The sequence below is a fragment of the Methylobacterium oxalidis genome (assembly GCF_007992195.1).
GTDB classification, from domain to species: domain Bacteria; phylum Pseudomonadota; class Alphaproteobacteria; order Rhizobiales; family Beijerinckiaceae; genus Methylobacterium; species Methylobacterium oxalidis.
The window spans coordinates 14,948-27,927 of the sequence record NZ_BJZU01000056.1 but is presented as its reverse complement, the minus strand read 5'-3'; the positions used below and the strand labels follow the sequence as shown (position 1 = coordinate 27,927).

Genomic DNA, 12,980 nt, shown 5'->3' with positions numbered 1-12,980 from the left:
CCGCTCACCCCGACCCTCTCCCGAACGGGAGAGGGAGGCTGTCGCGCTTCCGGGAACGCGCGAAGGCCGCCGCACGTATTCGCGTGCGGCGGCCTTCGGGACGAGTGGACGATGCGGACCGGCCGGGAGGCCGGCGCCTCGCGGCCTCAGGCGGCGCCTTGAAGCCTCAGGCGGCGGCCTAAGAGCCTCAGGCGGCGGCCTGGGTCTCGGTCTCGGCGAGCTTCTTCTGGATCTCGCGCTTCAGGAGGCGGGCGGTCTGGGACAGCTCGATCTCGCGGGCCTTCACGAGGAAGGCGTCGAGGCCGCCGCGGTGCTCCACCGAGCGCAGGGCGTGCGCGGTGACGCGCAGACGGACGCGGCGGTTGAGGGCGTCCGAGGTCAGGGTGACGTTGCACAGGTTCGGCAGGAACCGGCACTTGGTCTTGCGGTTCGAGTGGCTCACGAGGTGGCCGACCTGCACGGCCTTGCCCGTGAGTTCGCAGCGGCGCGACATAGCAAACAATCCCGTATCGTTCCGTGGGCGGTCATAACTCGGACCCTGACAGCCGGCGCGGCGCTCGCCGCGGGCCTCGCCCAAGCGTGATTCCAGGTCCAGCGGAGTCCTGTTGAAGGCGCGAGCCTATAGGCGAAGGGGCCGCGCGCCGTCAAGGCGAAAGCGGGCCGCCGCTGTGCCCTTCGCGGCACTGGCGGCGGCCGAACGCTCTGTTAACCATGCGGGAGGGATAACGCTACCGTCGTGCCGAGGGCCGAGCCCCGCGCCGGCGCGAGCGTTTGAGGATGTCGAGTCCGGACCATGTGCGCCACGCCCTCCATTCCGGTGAAGCCGGCCCGTCAGCGGATCGCGGCGGCCCTCTGCCTGCTCGCCGCCGCCGGGACCGGTGCCGCCGAGGCGCGCCCCCGCGCCCCGAAGGCCGCGCCCGCGAGCGTGACGGTCGATTACGGCGTCGTCCTCGCCGGGCTGCCGATCGGCACGGCGCATCTCTCCGGCGCCTTCGAGGGCCAGCGCTACCGCGTGGACGTCTCCGCGACGCTGACCGGCCTCGTCGGCGCCATCACGGGCGGCATGGGCTCGGCCCGCTCCAGCGGCGTGCTCAGCGCGGGCCCGCAGCCGAGCACCTTCTCGATCGCCACCCGCACGTCGAATTCCGGCATCGCGGTGCGCATGGCGCTGGCGCGCGGCAACGTCACCCAGTCCGAGGTGACGCCGCCGCTGATCGACATGGGCGACCGCGTGCCCGTGACCGCCGCCAACAAGCGCGGCGTCATGGACCCGGCGAGCGCCCTCCTGATGCCGGCGCGCGCGACGGGCGAGCTCACCGATCCCGAGAACTGCAACCGCACCCTGCCGGTCTTCGACGGCGCCACCCGCTTCAACGTGGTGCTGAGCTACGCCGAGACCCGGGCGGTGGAGAAGCCGGGCTATTCCGGTCCCGTCCTCGTCTGCAACGCGCGCTACCAGGCCATCGCCGGGCACCGGCCGGACCGGCCGGGCGTGCGCTTCATGGAGGAGAACCGCGACATGTCGGTCTGGCTCGCGCCGGTCGAGGGCACGCGGGTGCTGCTGCCGATGCGGATCTCGGTGCGCACCACGATCGGCACCAACATCATCGAGGCGACGCGCTGGACGCGGGCCGCCTCCTCGACCGCGGCCGCCACCGCCGCGGCGCCGGCCGAGCCGGCCGCCGTCGCGAGCCTCGCCGGGCAGGATTGAGGCGCCCCCGATGCCCTCTGCGCCGGGCCTGACCGCCGCCCTCCTCGGCGCGCTCGCCGGCGCATGGCTCGGGGCCCTCCTGCCGGCCCGGGCCGCGCCGCTCGAGGCGGACAGCGCCTGCGGCGGCAACGCCTACTCCTCGGCGCAGGTGGTCGAGGGCCGTCCGCCCCGGCGCGGCCCGCTCACCGCCACGCCCGACACGCTCTGCGCCGACCTCGCGGGCCCGCGCCCCTCCGTGAGAATCGACATCTACGGGGTTCCGGGCCTCTCCGGGGGCGGCGGGACGGGCGCCGAGGGGAGTGGCGGAACGGGCGAGGCGGCCCCATATGAGGCTCCGCCTCCGCGCGGGGCGCGCTCGCCCGTCCCCCGGCACCGGGGCTACTGAGCGCCCCTCCCGCGACCTCTCCCCGACGCCCACGGCGCACCACCGGCCGCCCCGCCGAAGGACCGCCCCGCCCTGATGAGCCGCCGTTCCCTTCCACCGCAGGCCCGCGCGCGCGGCGTCACGGCGGTTCTCGGGCCGACCAACACCGGCAAGACCCACCTCGCGATCGAGCGGATGCTCGCGCACCCGACCGGGATGATCGGGCTGCCGCTGCGGCTCCTCGCCCGCGAGGTCTACCTGCGCGTCGTCGCCCGGGTCGGCCCCGAGAAGGTCGCCCTCGTCACCGGCGAGGAGAAGATCAAGCCGGACCGGCCGCGCTACTGGATCGCCACGATCGAGGCCATGCCGCGCGACCTCGACGTGGCGTTCGTAGCCATCGACGAGATCCAGCTCGCCGCCGACATGGACCGCGGCCACGTCTTCACCGACCGCCTGCTCTACCAGCGCGGCCGCGAGGAGACGCTGCTGATCGGCTCGGCGACGATGCAACCTCTGGTAGAATCGCTGATCCCCGGCGTGCGCACGACGACGCGCCCGCGCCTGTCGCAGCTCAGCTTCGCCGGCGAGAAGAAGCTCTCGCGCCTGCCCCGCCGCACCGCCATCGTGGCCTTCTCGGCGGAGGAGGTCTACGCCATCGCCGAGCTGATCCGGCGCCAGCGCGGCGGCGCGGCGGTGGTGCTCGGCGCCCTCTCGCCGCGCACCCGCAACGCGCAGGTGGAGCTCTACCAGTCCGGCGACGTCGACTACCTCGTGGCCACCGACGCGGTCGGCATGGGCCTCAACCTCGACGTCGACCACGTGGCGTTCGCCGCCAACTGGAAGTACGACGGCACCCGCTTCCGCAAGCTGACGCCCGCCGAGATGGGGCAGATCGCGGGACGTGCCGGGCGCCACCTCTCGGACGGCACCTTCGGCTCGACGGGGCGCTGCCAGCCCTTCGACGCCGAGATGGTCGAGGCCATCGAGAGCCACAGCTTCGATCCGGTGCGGATGCTGCAGTGGCGCAACCCCGACCTCAGCTTCCACAGCCTCGACGCCCTGCGCGAGACCCTCGACGAGCACCCGCGCGAGAACGGGCTGACCCGCGCGCCGATGGGCGAGGACCAGCAGGCGCTCGAGATCCTGATGCGCGAGGACGACATCCGCGACCTCGCCACCGGCACCAAGGCGGTGCAGCGCCTGTGGGACGTCTGCGGCGTGCCCGATTACCGCAAGGTCCACCCCCAGACCCACGCCGACCTCGTGGCGCAGCTCTACCGATTCCTGATGCGGGGCATGGCGGGGCGCATCCCCGACGACTGGTTCGCCCGCCACGTCGCCATGATCGACCGGACGGACGGCGACATCGACGCCCTGTCGCAGCGGATCGCGCAAGGGAGGACCTGGACCTTCGTGGCCAACAGACCCGACTGGCTGGTGGACCCGGAACATTGGCAGGGCGAGACGCGTCGGGTAGAGGACAGGCTGTCCGACGCCCTGCACGAGCGCCTCGCGAGCCGCTTCGTCGACAGGCGCACCAGCGTCCTGATGCGGCGCCTGAGAGAGAACACGATGTTGGAAGCCCAGATCTCCCCCGGCGGGGACGTGACCGTCGAGGGACAGCATGTCGGCCATCTCCACGGCTTCCAGTTCGTGCCGGACCCGGGCGCCGAGGGCCACGAGGCCAAGACCCTGCGCAACGCCGCCGAGAAGGCGCTCTCCGGCGAGATCGAGGCCCGGGCCGAGCGCTTCGCGGCCGCGGCCGATTCCTCCCTCGTCCTCAGCCACGAGGGCGTGATCCGCTGGACGGGCGACCCCGTCGCCAAGCTCGTCGCCGGCGACAAGCTGTTCGAGCCGCGCCTGCGCCTGATCGCCGACGAGCAGCTCACGGGCCCCGCCCGCGAGCGGGTCGAGGCGCGCCTCACCGCGTGGCTCAAGGCGCACGTGGTGCGCCTGCTCGGGCCGCTCACGGAGATTGAGACCGCCGCCGACCTGACCGGGCTCGCCAAGGGCATCGGCTACCAGGTGGTGGAGGCGCTGGGCGTCCTCGAGCGCGCGAAGGTCACGCACGAGATGCGCAGCCTCGACCAGGACGGCCGCGCGACCCTGCGCCGCCACGGCGTGCGCTTCGGCGCCTACCACATCTTCCTGCCGGCGCTCCTCAAGCCCGCCCCGCGCACCCTGGCGGCCCAGCTCTGGGCGCTGCGCAACGGCGGCCTCGACCAGCCCGGCCTCGACGAGATCGCGCATCTGGCCGGCTCCGGCCGCACCTCGATCAAGGTGAACACCGAGATCGCCAAGGGCCTCTACCGGGCGGCGGGCTTCCGCGTCTGCGGCGAGCGCGCCGTGCGCGTCGACATCCTGGAGCGGCTGGCCGACCTGATCCGCCCCGCCATCGCCTACCGGCCGGGCACCACGCCCGGCGAGCCGCCCGCGGGCGCGGCGGACGGGGACGGCTTCGTCGGCACCGTCGGCATGACCTCGCTCGTCGGCTGCTCGGGCGAGGATTTCGCCTCGATCCTGAAATCGCTCGGCTACGTCGCCGAGACCCGGCCCGGCCCCGCCATCACCGTGCCGCTGCTGCCCGCCGCCGCCACCGAGCCGGTGCGGCCCGCCGCCGGGCAGCCGGCCGAGGAGGCGCCGAGCGCCGACGCCCTCGCCGACGCCGCGGGGGAGAGCGAGGCGCCCGCGGGCGCCGACGCGGCCGAGGCTCCGGCAGCGGAGGCCGAGACCACGGCCGCCGCCGACGGGGGGGCTCCCGCGGAGACCCAGCCGGCCGAGACGGCCGCGGCCGGGACCGCAGAGGCCGCGGAGCCCGAGGCGGCTGCGGCCGGCGGAGAGGCGGAGCCGGCGGCCGAGACGGCGAGCCCCGAGACCGCCGAGGTCGTCGAGGTCTCCGAGTCGGCCCTCCCCGAAGAGGCGCGCGAAGAGACGCCCGACCTGGCGGCGGACGAGGCCGCTCCCGAGGCGACCGCCCCTGACGCGGGCGCCGAGCCCGTCCCGGCCGAGACGGGAATTGCGGCGAGCGAGACGCCCGCCGAGACCGGCGCCGAGCCCGCTCCCGCCGAGGCTCCCCCGGCCGAGGCCGCCGAGCCCGTCGCGATCGAGGTCTGGCACCTGCACCGCCACCAGCGGCCGGCCCATCAGCGCCAGAACCGACCCCGCGGCCAGCAGGGCCGCGGGCGCGAGGCCGCCCAGGGCGGCGGCCGCCAGGACGGGACGCGGCGGCAGGACGGCGAGAACCGGGGCGAGAACCGCGGCGAGCGCGGGCCCGACCGCCAGCGTGCGCACGGCGGCGAGGGCCGCGGCCGGCCTCCGCAGGGCGAACGGCCGGAGGGCCGCCGCGAGGGCGGCGGGCGCCGCGACCGGTTCGAGGGCGGCCGCGGCCGCCCCGACCGCCGCGACGAGAACCGGCAGGCCGGGCCCCGCGAGGATCAGCGCCCGCCCCGGCGCGAGCGGGCGCCCGATCCCGATTCGCCCTTCGCCAAGCTCGCCGCGCTCAAGGCGCAGCTCGAGTCCGAGAGCGGGAAGCGCTGACGGCGGGAGGTTCCGGGGCGCATGAAGGCGGAGCGGCAGCGGCTCGACAAGTGGCTGTGGTTCGCCCGCTTCGCCAAGACCCGCTCGCTCGCCGCCCGCCTCGTCACCGACGGCCATGTCCGTGTGAACGGCAGGCGGGCCGAGACTCCGGCCAAGGGCCTCGCGGTCGGCGACGTGATCACGGTGGCCGCCGCCCACGTCACGGCGCTGGTGCGCGTGGTCGATCTCGGCGAGCGCCGCGGGCCGGCCCCGGAGGCGCGCCGGCTCTACGCCGAGGTCGCGGAGGCCGGCGAGGCGCCGGGCGAGCCCTAGGAGTTTCGTCGCGGCGCCAGGAACCCGGGCTCAGGCGGACGCGCGCCGGGCCCGGACCTATGGCCGGGGCGCGACACCCTGGACGCTCCGGCCCGATGCGGCGCCTGCACGCTTGTCAGCACACCGCCCAGGGGCTAGAGCCGTTCGAAATCGGGGCCACCCGGCCCCGCACGGAATTTTCGAAGCGCGAGCATCCGCCCGTCGGGCGCGGAAGAGCGCGGACGGGGCGGACGGCCCCGGCACCCGCCCCGCCGATGCGGATCGAGGACGAAAAGCGGCTCATGACCTACGTCGTCACCGACAACTGCATCAAGTGCAAGTACATGGACTGCGTCGAGGTCTGCCCCGTGGACTGCTTCTACGAGGGCGAGAACATGCTCGTCATCCACCCCGACGAGTGCATCGATTGCGGCGTCTGCGAGCCCGAGTGCCCGGCCGAGGCGATCAAGCCCGACACCGAGCCGAGCCTCGAGACCTGGCTGAAGGTCAACGCCGACTACGCCAAGCGCTGGCCGAACATCACGCAGAAGAAGGACGCCCCCGCCGACGCCAAGGAGTGGGACGGCGTCAGCGGCAAGTTCGAGGCGCATTTCTCGGGCAATCCCGGCTCCGGGGACTGAGCCCTCCCGGAGCCTGTCTCCGGCCCCGGCCCAGGGGCGTCCGCGCCCTCCGGGCCGGCGCTCACCGCCCTCTCGCGGCGCGCCTGCGCCCGGCGCAGAGCAGGCATTCCGGGGGCATGCTGCCCGCCGCGTTCTCCCCGTGCACAAGTCCGCACGGGGACCGCGCACGTGCGTGCGCCAGTCGGCAATCCTTTGATTCGGCGGCCGGATTGTGATACACAATGGGTCTGCCGTCGCTCGTGCCTGACGTGCTCCCTCATCCGCCAGACGCGGTTCCAAGGCGTTCCATGGAAACGGGGTTGCATGCGATCGACCGCTGAAGGCGCCCTGCTTTCGGTGGCCGGTCTCGTCGTGGTCCGTGCGCTCGGTCGCGCCAGGGAACCGATGGTTCGCGCGCCCGCTCGGGTAGCGGGTCCGCGGTCGGCGGCAAGAACCGGGAGTCCCGCCCCGGAGTGACAGATCCGGCGCGGCATCCCGCGCGCCCGCGCCATGTTTGGAGGCCCTTCTCGCATGACCACAGCCAAGAAGACGACGGCAGGCCGCCAAGGCTTCAAGACCGGCGAAGCGGTCGTGTATCCGGCTCACGGTGTCGGTCGCATCATCGCGATCGAGGAGCAGGAGATCGCCGGCTACAAGCTGGAGTTGTTCGTCGTCTCGTTCGAGAAGGACAAGATGGTTCTGCGCGTGCCCACCGCGAAGGCCAACAGCGTCGGCATGCGCAAGCTCGCCGAGCCGGACGTGGTGAAGAAGGCCCTCGACGTGCTGACCGGCCGCGCCCGCGTCAAGCGGACGATGTGGTCGCGCCGGGCCCAGGAATACGAGGCCAAGATCAATTCCGGCGACCTGCTCTCGGTGACCGAGGTGGTGCGCGACCTCTACCGCTCTGACGCGCAGCCCGAGCAGTCCTACAGCGAGCGCCAGCTCTACGAGGCCGCCCTCGACCGCGTCGTGCGCGAGATCTCCACGGTGAATCGCATCACCGAGACCGAGGCCCTCAAGCTCATCGAGCAGAGCCTCGCCAAGTCCCCCCGCCGCGCCAAGAGCGAGACCGAGGCCGAGGCGGACGCGGACGGCGACGACCTGCAGGAGGAGGCGGCCTGAGGCCAGCCTCCGGGAACGGCGCCTCGCGAGGAGACCCCTCGGAGGCCGGCTCATCCGGGCCCGGCGCGCGAGCGCCGGGCCCTTTTTCTTGGCTTCCGAGGCCGTCCCGGCGCCCGACGGCCGCGCGGCGCCGTACCCGTGCACGACACCGTTCGTCCCCCTGTCGTCGTGCCGTCATCGGCGCCCTAGATCCTATGCGGGATCGATCGCGCGGCCGGCTCGCCGGCGTCGCGGGCGGAATTTGGTCCCAGCTCGGCCTTCTTCCGCGCGGAGGACGGAACCTTCGCGCCCGCGCCCCCGTTGTCGGTTGCCTGGCGTGGGTCCCTGCCGGCGCCATAGGGCGTCTTCGGGTGCGGCCCCTGCCGTTAACAGCACTCGAACCAAGAGGCGGAGGCGGGGATGGCAGAGATTGCAGGGATCCGGCGACAGTTCATCCGGACTGCCATGGAGGCGCCCTTCCTGGCCCGGGAGGAGGAACGTGGCCTTGCTCTCCGCTGGAAGGACAAACGCGACGAGCGCGCCCTCCACCGCCTGATCTCCGCGCATATGCGCCTCGTGATCGCGCTGGCCGGCCGCTTCCGGCACTACGGCCTGCCCATGGCCGATCTCGTGCAGGAGGGCCATGTCGGCCTGATGGAGGCCGCCGCCCGCTTCGAGCCGGAGCGGGACGTGCGCTTCTCCACCTACGCCACGTGGTGGATCCGCGCCTCGATCCAGGACTACATCCTGCGCAACTGGTCGATCGTCCGCGGCGGCACGAGCTCCGCCCAGAAGGCGCTGTTCTTCAACCTGCGCCGGTTGCGCGCGCGCCTGATGCAATCGACGGAGGAGCGCGTCGGCGACGAGATCCACCGCCGCATCGCCACCGCCATCGGCGTCTCCCGCGAGGACGTGGCGCTGATGGACGCGCGCCTGTCGGGCCCGGACATGTCCCTGAACGCGCCGGTCGGCGAGGAGAGCGAGGCATCCTCCGAGCGCATGGACTTCCTCGTCGACGGGGCCGCCCTGCCCGACGAGACCGTCTCCGCCACGGTCGACGGCGAGCGGCGGCTGATCTGGCTGCAGCAGGCGCTGACCGTGCTCTCGGAGCGCGAGCTTCGCATCCTGCAGGAGCGGCGCCTCGCCGAGGACCAGGCGACTCTGGAGGCCCTGGGCCACCGCCTCGGGATCTCGAAGGAGCGCGTGCGGCAGATCGAGAACCGGGCTCTGGAGAAGCTGCGCCGGGCGCTCGCCGAGAAATTCCCGCAGACGGCGAGCAGCGTCTACGCCGGCTGACCGCAAGGTTTTCGCGCGGGACCGAGCGGGTCGTTCGCGGGCGGGCGCCTCATTTCGCGCGCCGCCCCGCGTCGGCCCGAGGCAACACCGCTCGGCGTGACAGCATCCCGCAAGTTGTACCGTTCGATACGAACGGCGGAAAACCGGCCGATTTTCAACCTCGGGCGTCTACTTTCGGCGCGAGCGTCGCGCTATGCTTCTCCGCATCGGAGACGTGACGACGCAAGCCTGAGGAATGCTGCACCCTGCGATCCGGCCGCTCGCGGCCCTGGCCCTGCTGGCACTCGTCGCCGCCATCGTCGCGGCCGTGACGACCCTGCGCCACGGCCTGCCCTGGTACGCCGGCCTCGCGCTGTTCTACGGGAGCGTCGCCGGCGCCGAGATCGCCTACCTGACGGCCTGTCTCCTGCGCCGGCCCGGCGCGGGCGGCTCGCGGGTCGGCGGGCGGAACACGGCCTGAGCCGGGTCAGCCGCCGTCCCTCCGCTGCCGGAGGATCAGGTGCGGGCGCGCGGTGACGAGGGCGCAGCCCGCCAGCACGCAGGCGCAGAGGGCGGCCACGGCGCCGAGCGGCAGGACCGGGGCGAGGAAGCCCGAGGCCGCCCCGCCCGCCACCGCCCCGAGATTCATCGTCGCCATGTAGACCTCGAACTCGGTCGCCGCGCCGACGCGGCCCCGGCTCGCCCGCATCAGCGCCGGCACCAGGGCGACGACGAGGAGGCCGGGCAGCACGTTCGTGAGGCCGAGGATGGCCGGGCCCGCCGGGCCGGCAAGGCCCGCCGCGACCAGCGCCGCCGCGATGAGGAAGGCGCCGGCGCTCGCCGCGCAGAGCCGCCGCAGCGCCGGCAGCGGCCCCGCCCGGTCCGACCAGAGCCCGACCGCGAGCGCCCCGAGCGTGCCGCCCGCCAGCGCGAGGCCCGCCTGCAGCCGCGAGAGCGCGGCCGCGTCCCAGCCGTAGCCCTGGACCAGATCGACGCCGAAGCGCAGCTCGAACAGCGCGAGCGCCCCGTCGAGGGCGAAGCACAGCCCGAGGAGGCGCAGCGCGCGCCGCCGCCCGAGCCCCAGCACCAGGCGCCGCAGGAAGCGGCGGAACGGCACCGGCGCCCGCGCGGCCGGATCGGCCGGGCCGCGGGCCAGAGACAGGACGGCGTCGCCCGGCGCCTCGCGCACCAGGAGGGTCGGCAGCCCTGCCGCGAGGCTGAGGCCGAGGAGGAGCGCCGCGCTCGCGGAGAAGCCCTGGGCCGCGAGCGTCCAGCCGAACAGGGCAGCGCCGAGGCTCGTGCCGACCACGAAGCCGCCGCGGGTGCAGGCGCTCGTCCGCCCGAGCTCGGCCTCCGGCACGTGGTCCATGACGAGACGGTCGCAGGCGGTGTCGAGCAGCGACGCGGACAGGCTGTGCAGCAGGAAGACGAGCGAGAGGGCGCCGAGCGCCTCCGGCCCCGGCAGGAGCAGCAGGCCCGCCAGGGCGACCTGACCCCCGAGGAGCGCGGCCACCGCCCAGACCCGGCGCCGGCCCATGCGGGCGCGCCCGGCCCGATCGACCAGCGGCCCCCACAGGATCGGCTGCACCGTCCAGGGCAGGCCGGCCACGGCGAAGTGGAGGCCGACCTCCGAGGCGGGCACGCCGAGGCCCGCCAGGTGGTTCGCGAGCGCCGTCAGCGAGAAGCCCGCCACGAGGCCCTGGTAGAGGTAGGTGGCGAAGAAGGTGGCGTAGCGGGCGCCGCGATCCTGCAGGGTCGGCAGGCGGAAACCGGGCAGGCGGAAACCGGGCAGCCGCGCGGCCGGGCTGCCGCTCACGCCACGCCCCGCGGCTTGCGGCAGGGGCCGCCATCGATGATCCTCGCGACCCGCCCGACGCCGAGCCCCCGAACCGCTCCCCGCATGCCCCCTCCCCCGCCGCCGTGCCGGCATGATGCCCCGATCCGACCTCCCGTGGCCATGCCGGAGGGCGGGCGCGCGGCCGCGCCGCGCGGCGCCCGCGGAAGGCGAGGATCGGCGTGAGCGGGGACGCATGGACCGTGCGGGAGCCGGGACCCGCCGCGCGCGCCTGCGTCTGGTGCGTCGATCTCGCCCTCGACGCGCCGGCGCTCGCGGCCTGCGCCGGCGTGCTCTCGACGGAGGAGCGGGCGCGGGCGGCCCGCTTCCTGCGGCCGGTCGACCGCGACCGCTACGCCGCGAGCCACGCGGCCCTGCGCCTGATCCTCGGCCGCGCCCTCGGACGGGCGCCCGCCGACCTCGCCTTCGCGGAGAGGCCCGGCGGCAAGCCGGCGCTGGCCGAGGGGGCGGGGCCCGACTTCAACCTCTCCCACTCGGGCGCGCGGGCGCTGGTGGCCGTCTCGCCGGGCGGCCGGATCGGCGTCGACGTCGAGGCCCTGCGCCCGATGCCGGATGCGGGCCGCGTCGCCCGGACCTACTTCGCGCCGGACGAGGCCGCCGCCCTCGCCGCCCGGCCCCATCCTGAGCGGATGCCCGCCTTCATGGCCTGCTGGACCCGCAAGGAAGCCTTCGTGAAGGCGGTGGGAGCCGGGCTCGCCCTGCCTCTCGCGCGCTTCAGCGTCTCGCTGCCGCCCGCCCCCGCGGCCCTGCTGCGGCTCGCGGACGATCCGGCGGCACCCGGCGCCTGGACGATGCGCCACCTCGAGCCCGGCGGCGGCACCGTGGGGGCGGTGGCGCTGGAGGCGCCGGATGCCGGCATCGACCTGTTCGCACTGCCGCCCGGATGGCCGGCCCGGCTCGCCTGAACGGGTCTTCGCGGAAGCGCGCGAGGCTCGGCAATGATTTGCTTGCGGGCCGGAAGAGCCCCGGCTATAAGCCCGCTCGCCGGCGGAGACGCGGGCCTTCGGAGTGTAGCGCAGTCTGGTAGCGCACCACGTTCGGGACGTGGGGGTCGCAGGTTCAAATCCTGCCACTCCGACCAAATAACAGGATGCGGCCCGATCCCGACACTCGGGGCCGCCCATCGATCTTCCAAGTCCAACACTGCGATCGCATGGGGTGCCCGCCCTCGCGGGCGTCGCGATGTCTGAAGCCTTCCGATCACCCGCACGCAGTCGGTGGTGGGCTAGGCGAAGCGGCGTGGACGGCCCTGACGTCCGCTTGAGCGGCCGCCCAGCAGCTTCAGGGCGTGCGCGGGATCGGCCGCGATGAGCGCCAGGAGCGTGCGCGCAGCCGGTTCCGGCGACGTCCTACCCTGCTCCCAGTTGCGGATCGTCGAGACCGGAACACGGATCGTCGCGGCGAACTCCTCCTGCGTCAGGTTCAGCGCCGCCCGAACCTCGCGGGGCAGCGGGATGCGCAGCCAGCCCTCGGCCGCGTTCGGGTCGCCGCCGTCCTCGCGCGCGTGCCGCAGGATCTCCTCGTCCGTCGCGGCCTCGACCTTTGCCCGATCGATGTCGGGCGTGCGGGCCAGGGCCTCTTCCAAGCTCATCCGAGTCATTGCCGCCGCTCCTTCTCATGAGCGCGCCGCGCGGAGATGATCCAGCGCAGGCGCCGTCCGTCGACCTCGCGATCCGTGAACACGATGACGTAGAGGAGACCATCGATCTCGCCGAGCGCCTGGATGCGGACCTCCCCGTAATCGCGCCGCCCATCGACGCGCTCCAGGACCGGCCCGGCGAGGACGCGGACGGCGTACGCGAAGCCGAATCCGCGCTCCCGCCGGTTTGGTCGCGCTCTTGTTCGGATCCCAGTCGACCTCCATGCCCATGACTGCGCTTCAAGCGCAGTCATGGGCATGGAGTGCAGCGCGCAGGCTCGCTGCTCAGTGACGTCGACGACGCGTCAGAGTTTCGGGATGGACCACAAGCGCGGCGCAGACGCCCTCACTGGATCAGGAAGACCTGCCGGACGGTGCCGCTCGTGTCGCGCACGACCATCTGCCAGCCGTCGCCGAGGGTCGCGAGCTCCCCGCTGTCGCGCAGCTCCTTGATCGCCATCAGCGCCTGGGCCAGCGCCCGATCGACGTCCGGCGCCAGCGTGCCTGCCCGGTCGCGCAGGGTGCGGTAGCCGTCGGTCAGATCGAAGTGGAAGCGCTGAGCCATGTTGCCCCTTCCGGCGCGAAGC

14 protein-coding genes and 1 tRNA gene are annotated in these 12,980 nt (G+C 73.9%); 10 read left to right on the top strand and 5 right to left on the bottom strand.

Translation table 11 applies throughout. The annotated features are described in order from the left end of the window. Window positions 1-187: 187 nt before the first annotated feature. A complete protein-coding gene (rpmB, locus tag MOX02_RS14735; RefSeq protein WP_147026550.1) occupies window positions 188-493 on the bottom strand; it encodes a 50S ribosomal protein L28 in 306 nt (101 codons plus the stop codon). 300 nt (window positions 494-793) lie between these two features. Between rpmB and MOX02_RS14730 the strand changes: the two genes are divergently transcribed. From MOX02_RS14730 to MOX02_RS14695, 8 genes are all read left to right on the top strand, one after another. Then, a complete protein-coding gene (locus MOX02_RS14730) occupies window positions 794-1,711 on the top strand; it encodes a DUF3108 domain-containing protein (protein WP_147026549.1) in 918 nt (305 codons plus the stop codon). 10 nt (window positions 1,712-1,721) lie between these two features. Next, on the top strand, window positions 1,722-2,096 hold the full coding sequence (locus tag MOX02_RS14725) for a hypothetical protein (RefSeq protein ID WP_238179957.1): 375 nt from the start codon (window positions 1,722-1,724) through the stop codon (window positions 2,094-2,096). A 75-nt stretch (window positions 2,097-2,171) separates the two neighbouring features. After that, a complete protein-coding gene (locus MOX02_RS14720; RefSeq protein ID WP_147026548.1) occupies window positions 2,172-5,612 on the top strand; it encodes a helicase-related protein in 3,441 nt (1,146 codons plus the stop codon). A gap of 21 nt (window positions 5,613-5,633) precedes the next feature. Beyond that, window positions 5,634-5,924 carry an RNA-binding S4 domain-containing protein gene (locus MOX02_RS14715; protein WP_147026547.1) on the top strand — a complete coding sequence of 97 codons (291 nt, stop codon included), beginning with the start codon at window positions 5,634-5,636 and terminating at the stop codon, window positions 5,922-5,924. 281 nt (window positions 5,925-6,205) lie between these two features. Then, window positions 6,206-6,544, top strand: coding sequence for a ferredoxin FdxA (fdxA, locus tag MOX02_RS14710; protein ID WP_147026546.1), 339 nt, complete (start codon window positions 6,206-6,208; stop codon window positions 6,542-6,544). A gap of 510 nt (window positions 6,545-7,054) precedes the next feature. Continuing rightward, window positions 7,055-7,645 carry a CarD family transcriptional regulator gene (locus MOX02_RS14705; RefSeq protein WP_147026545.1) on the top strand — a complete coding sequence of 197 codons (591 nt, stop codon included), beginning with the start codon at window positions 7,055-7,057 and terminating at the stop codon, window positions 7,643-7,645. 399 nt (window positions 7,646-8,044) lie between these two features. Further along, entirely contained in the window at window positions 8,045-8,920 is an 876-nt protein-coding gene (locus MOX02_RS14700) for an RNA polymerase factor sigma-32 (protein WP_147026544.1), read from the top strand. A gap of 235 nt (window positions 8,921-9,155) precedes the next feature. Further along, complete coding sequence (locus tag MOX02_RS14695) at window positions 9,156-9,380, top strand: hypothetical protein (protein WP_147026543.1); 225 nt, start codon at window positions 9,156-9,158, stop codon at window positions 9,378-9,380. 6 nt (window positions 9,381-9,386) lie between these two features. On the opposite strand, the gene MOX02_RS14690 is transcribed toward MOX02_RS14695, so the two are convergent. Further along, window positions 9,387-10,715: an MFS transporter gene (locus MOX02_RS14690; RefSeq protein WP_238179956.1), complete on the bottom strand. Its 1,329-nt coding sequence runs from the start codon at window positions 10,713-10,715 to the stop codon at window positions 9,387-9,389. Window positions 10,716-10,915: 200 nt separating this feature from the next. Here MOX02_RS14690 and MOX02_RS14685 point away from each other — a divergent pair, with 200 nt between their 5' ends. Then, window positions 10,916-11,659 (top strand): 4'-phosphopantetheinyl transferase family protein, encoded by a 744-nt coding sequence (locus MOX02_RS14685; RefSeq protein WP_238179955.1) that lies wholly within the window; start codon window positions 10,916-10,918, stop codon window positions 11,657-11,659. A gap of 99 nt (window positions 11,660-11,758) precedes the next feature. After that, window positions 11,759-11,835, top strand: a tRNA-Pro gene (locus MOX02_RS14680). A gap of 144 nt (window positions 11,836-11,979) precedes the next feature. Here the strand turns inward: MOX02_RS14680 and MOX02_RS14675 are convergent. The 3 genes from MOX02_RS14675 to MOX02_RS14665 form a co-directional block, all read right to left on the bottom strand. Then, window positions 11,980-12,354 (bottom strand): helix-turn-helix domain-containing protein, encoded by a 375-nt coding sequence (locus MOX02_RS14675; RefSeq protein WP_147026541.1) that lies wholly within the window; start codon window positions 12,352-12,354, stop codon window positions 11,980-11,982. Continuing rightward, the gene (locus tag MOX02_RS14670) at window positions 12,351-12,653 is read right to left on the bottom strand and encodes a BrnT family toxin (RefSeq protein ID WP_244948439.1); all 303 of its coding nucleotides are present in this window, start codon (window positions 12,651-12,653) and stop codon (window positions 12,351-12,353) included. Before MOX02_RS14670 ends, MOX02_RS14675 begins: the two co-directional genes overlap by 4 nt. A gap of 86 nt (window positions 12,654-12,739) precedes the next feature. Then, entirely contained in the window at window positions 12,740-12,958 is a 219-nt protein-coding gene (locus tag MOX02_RS14665) for a DUF6894 family protein (protein ID WP_147026539.1), read from the bottom strand. Window positions 12,959-12,980 lie beyond the last annotated feature (22 nt).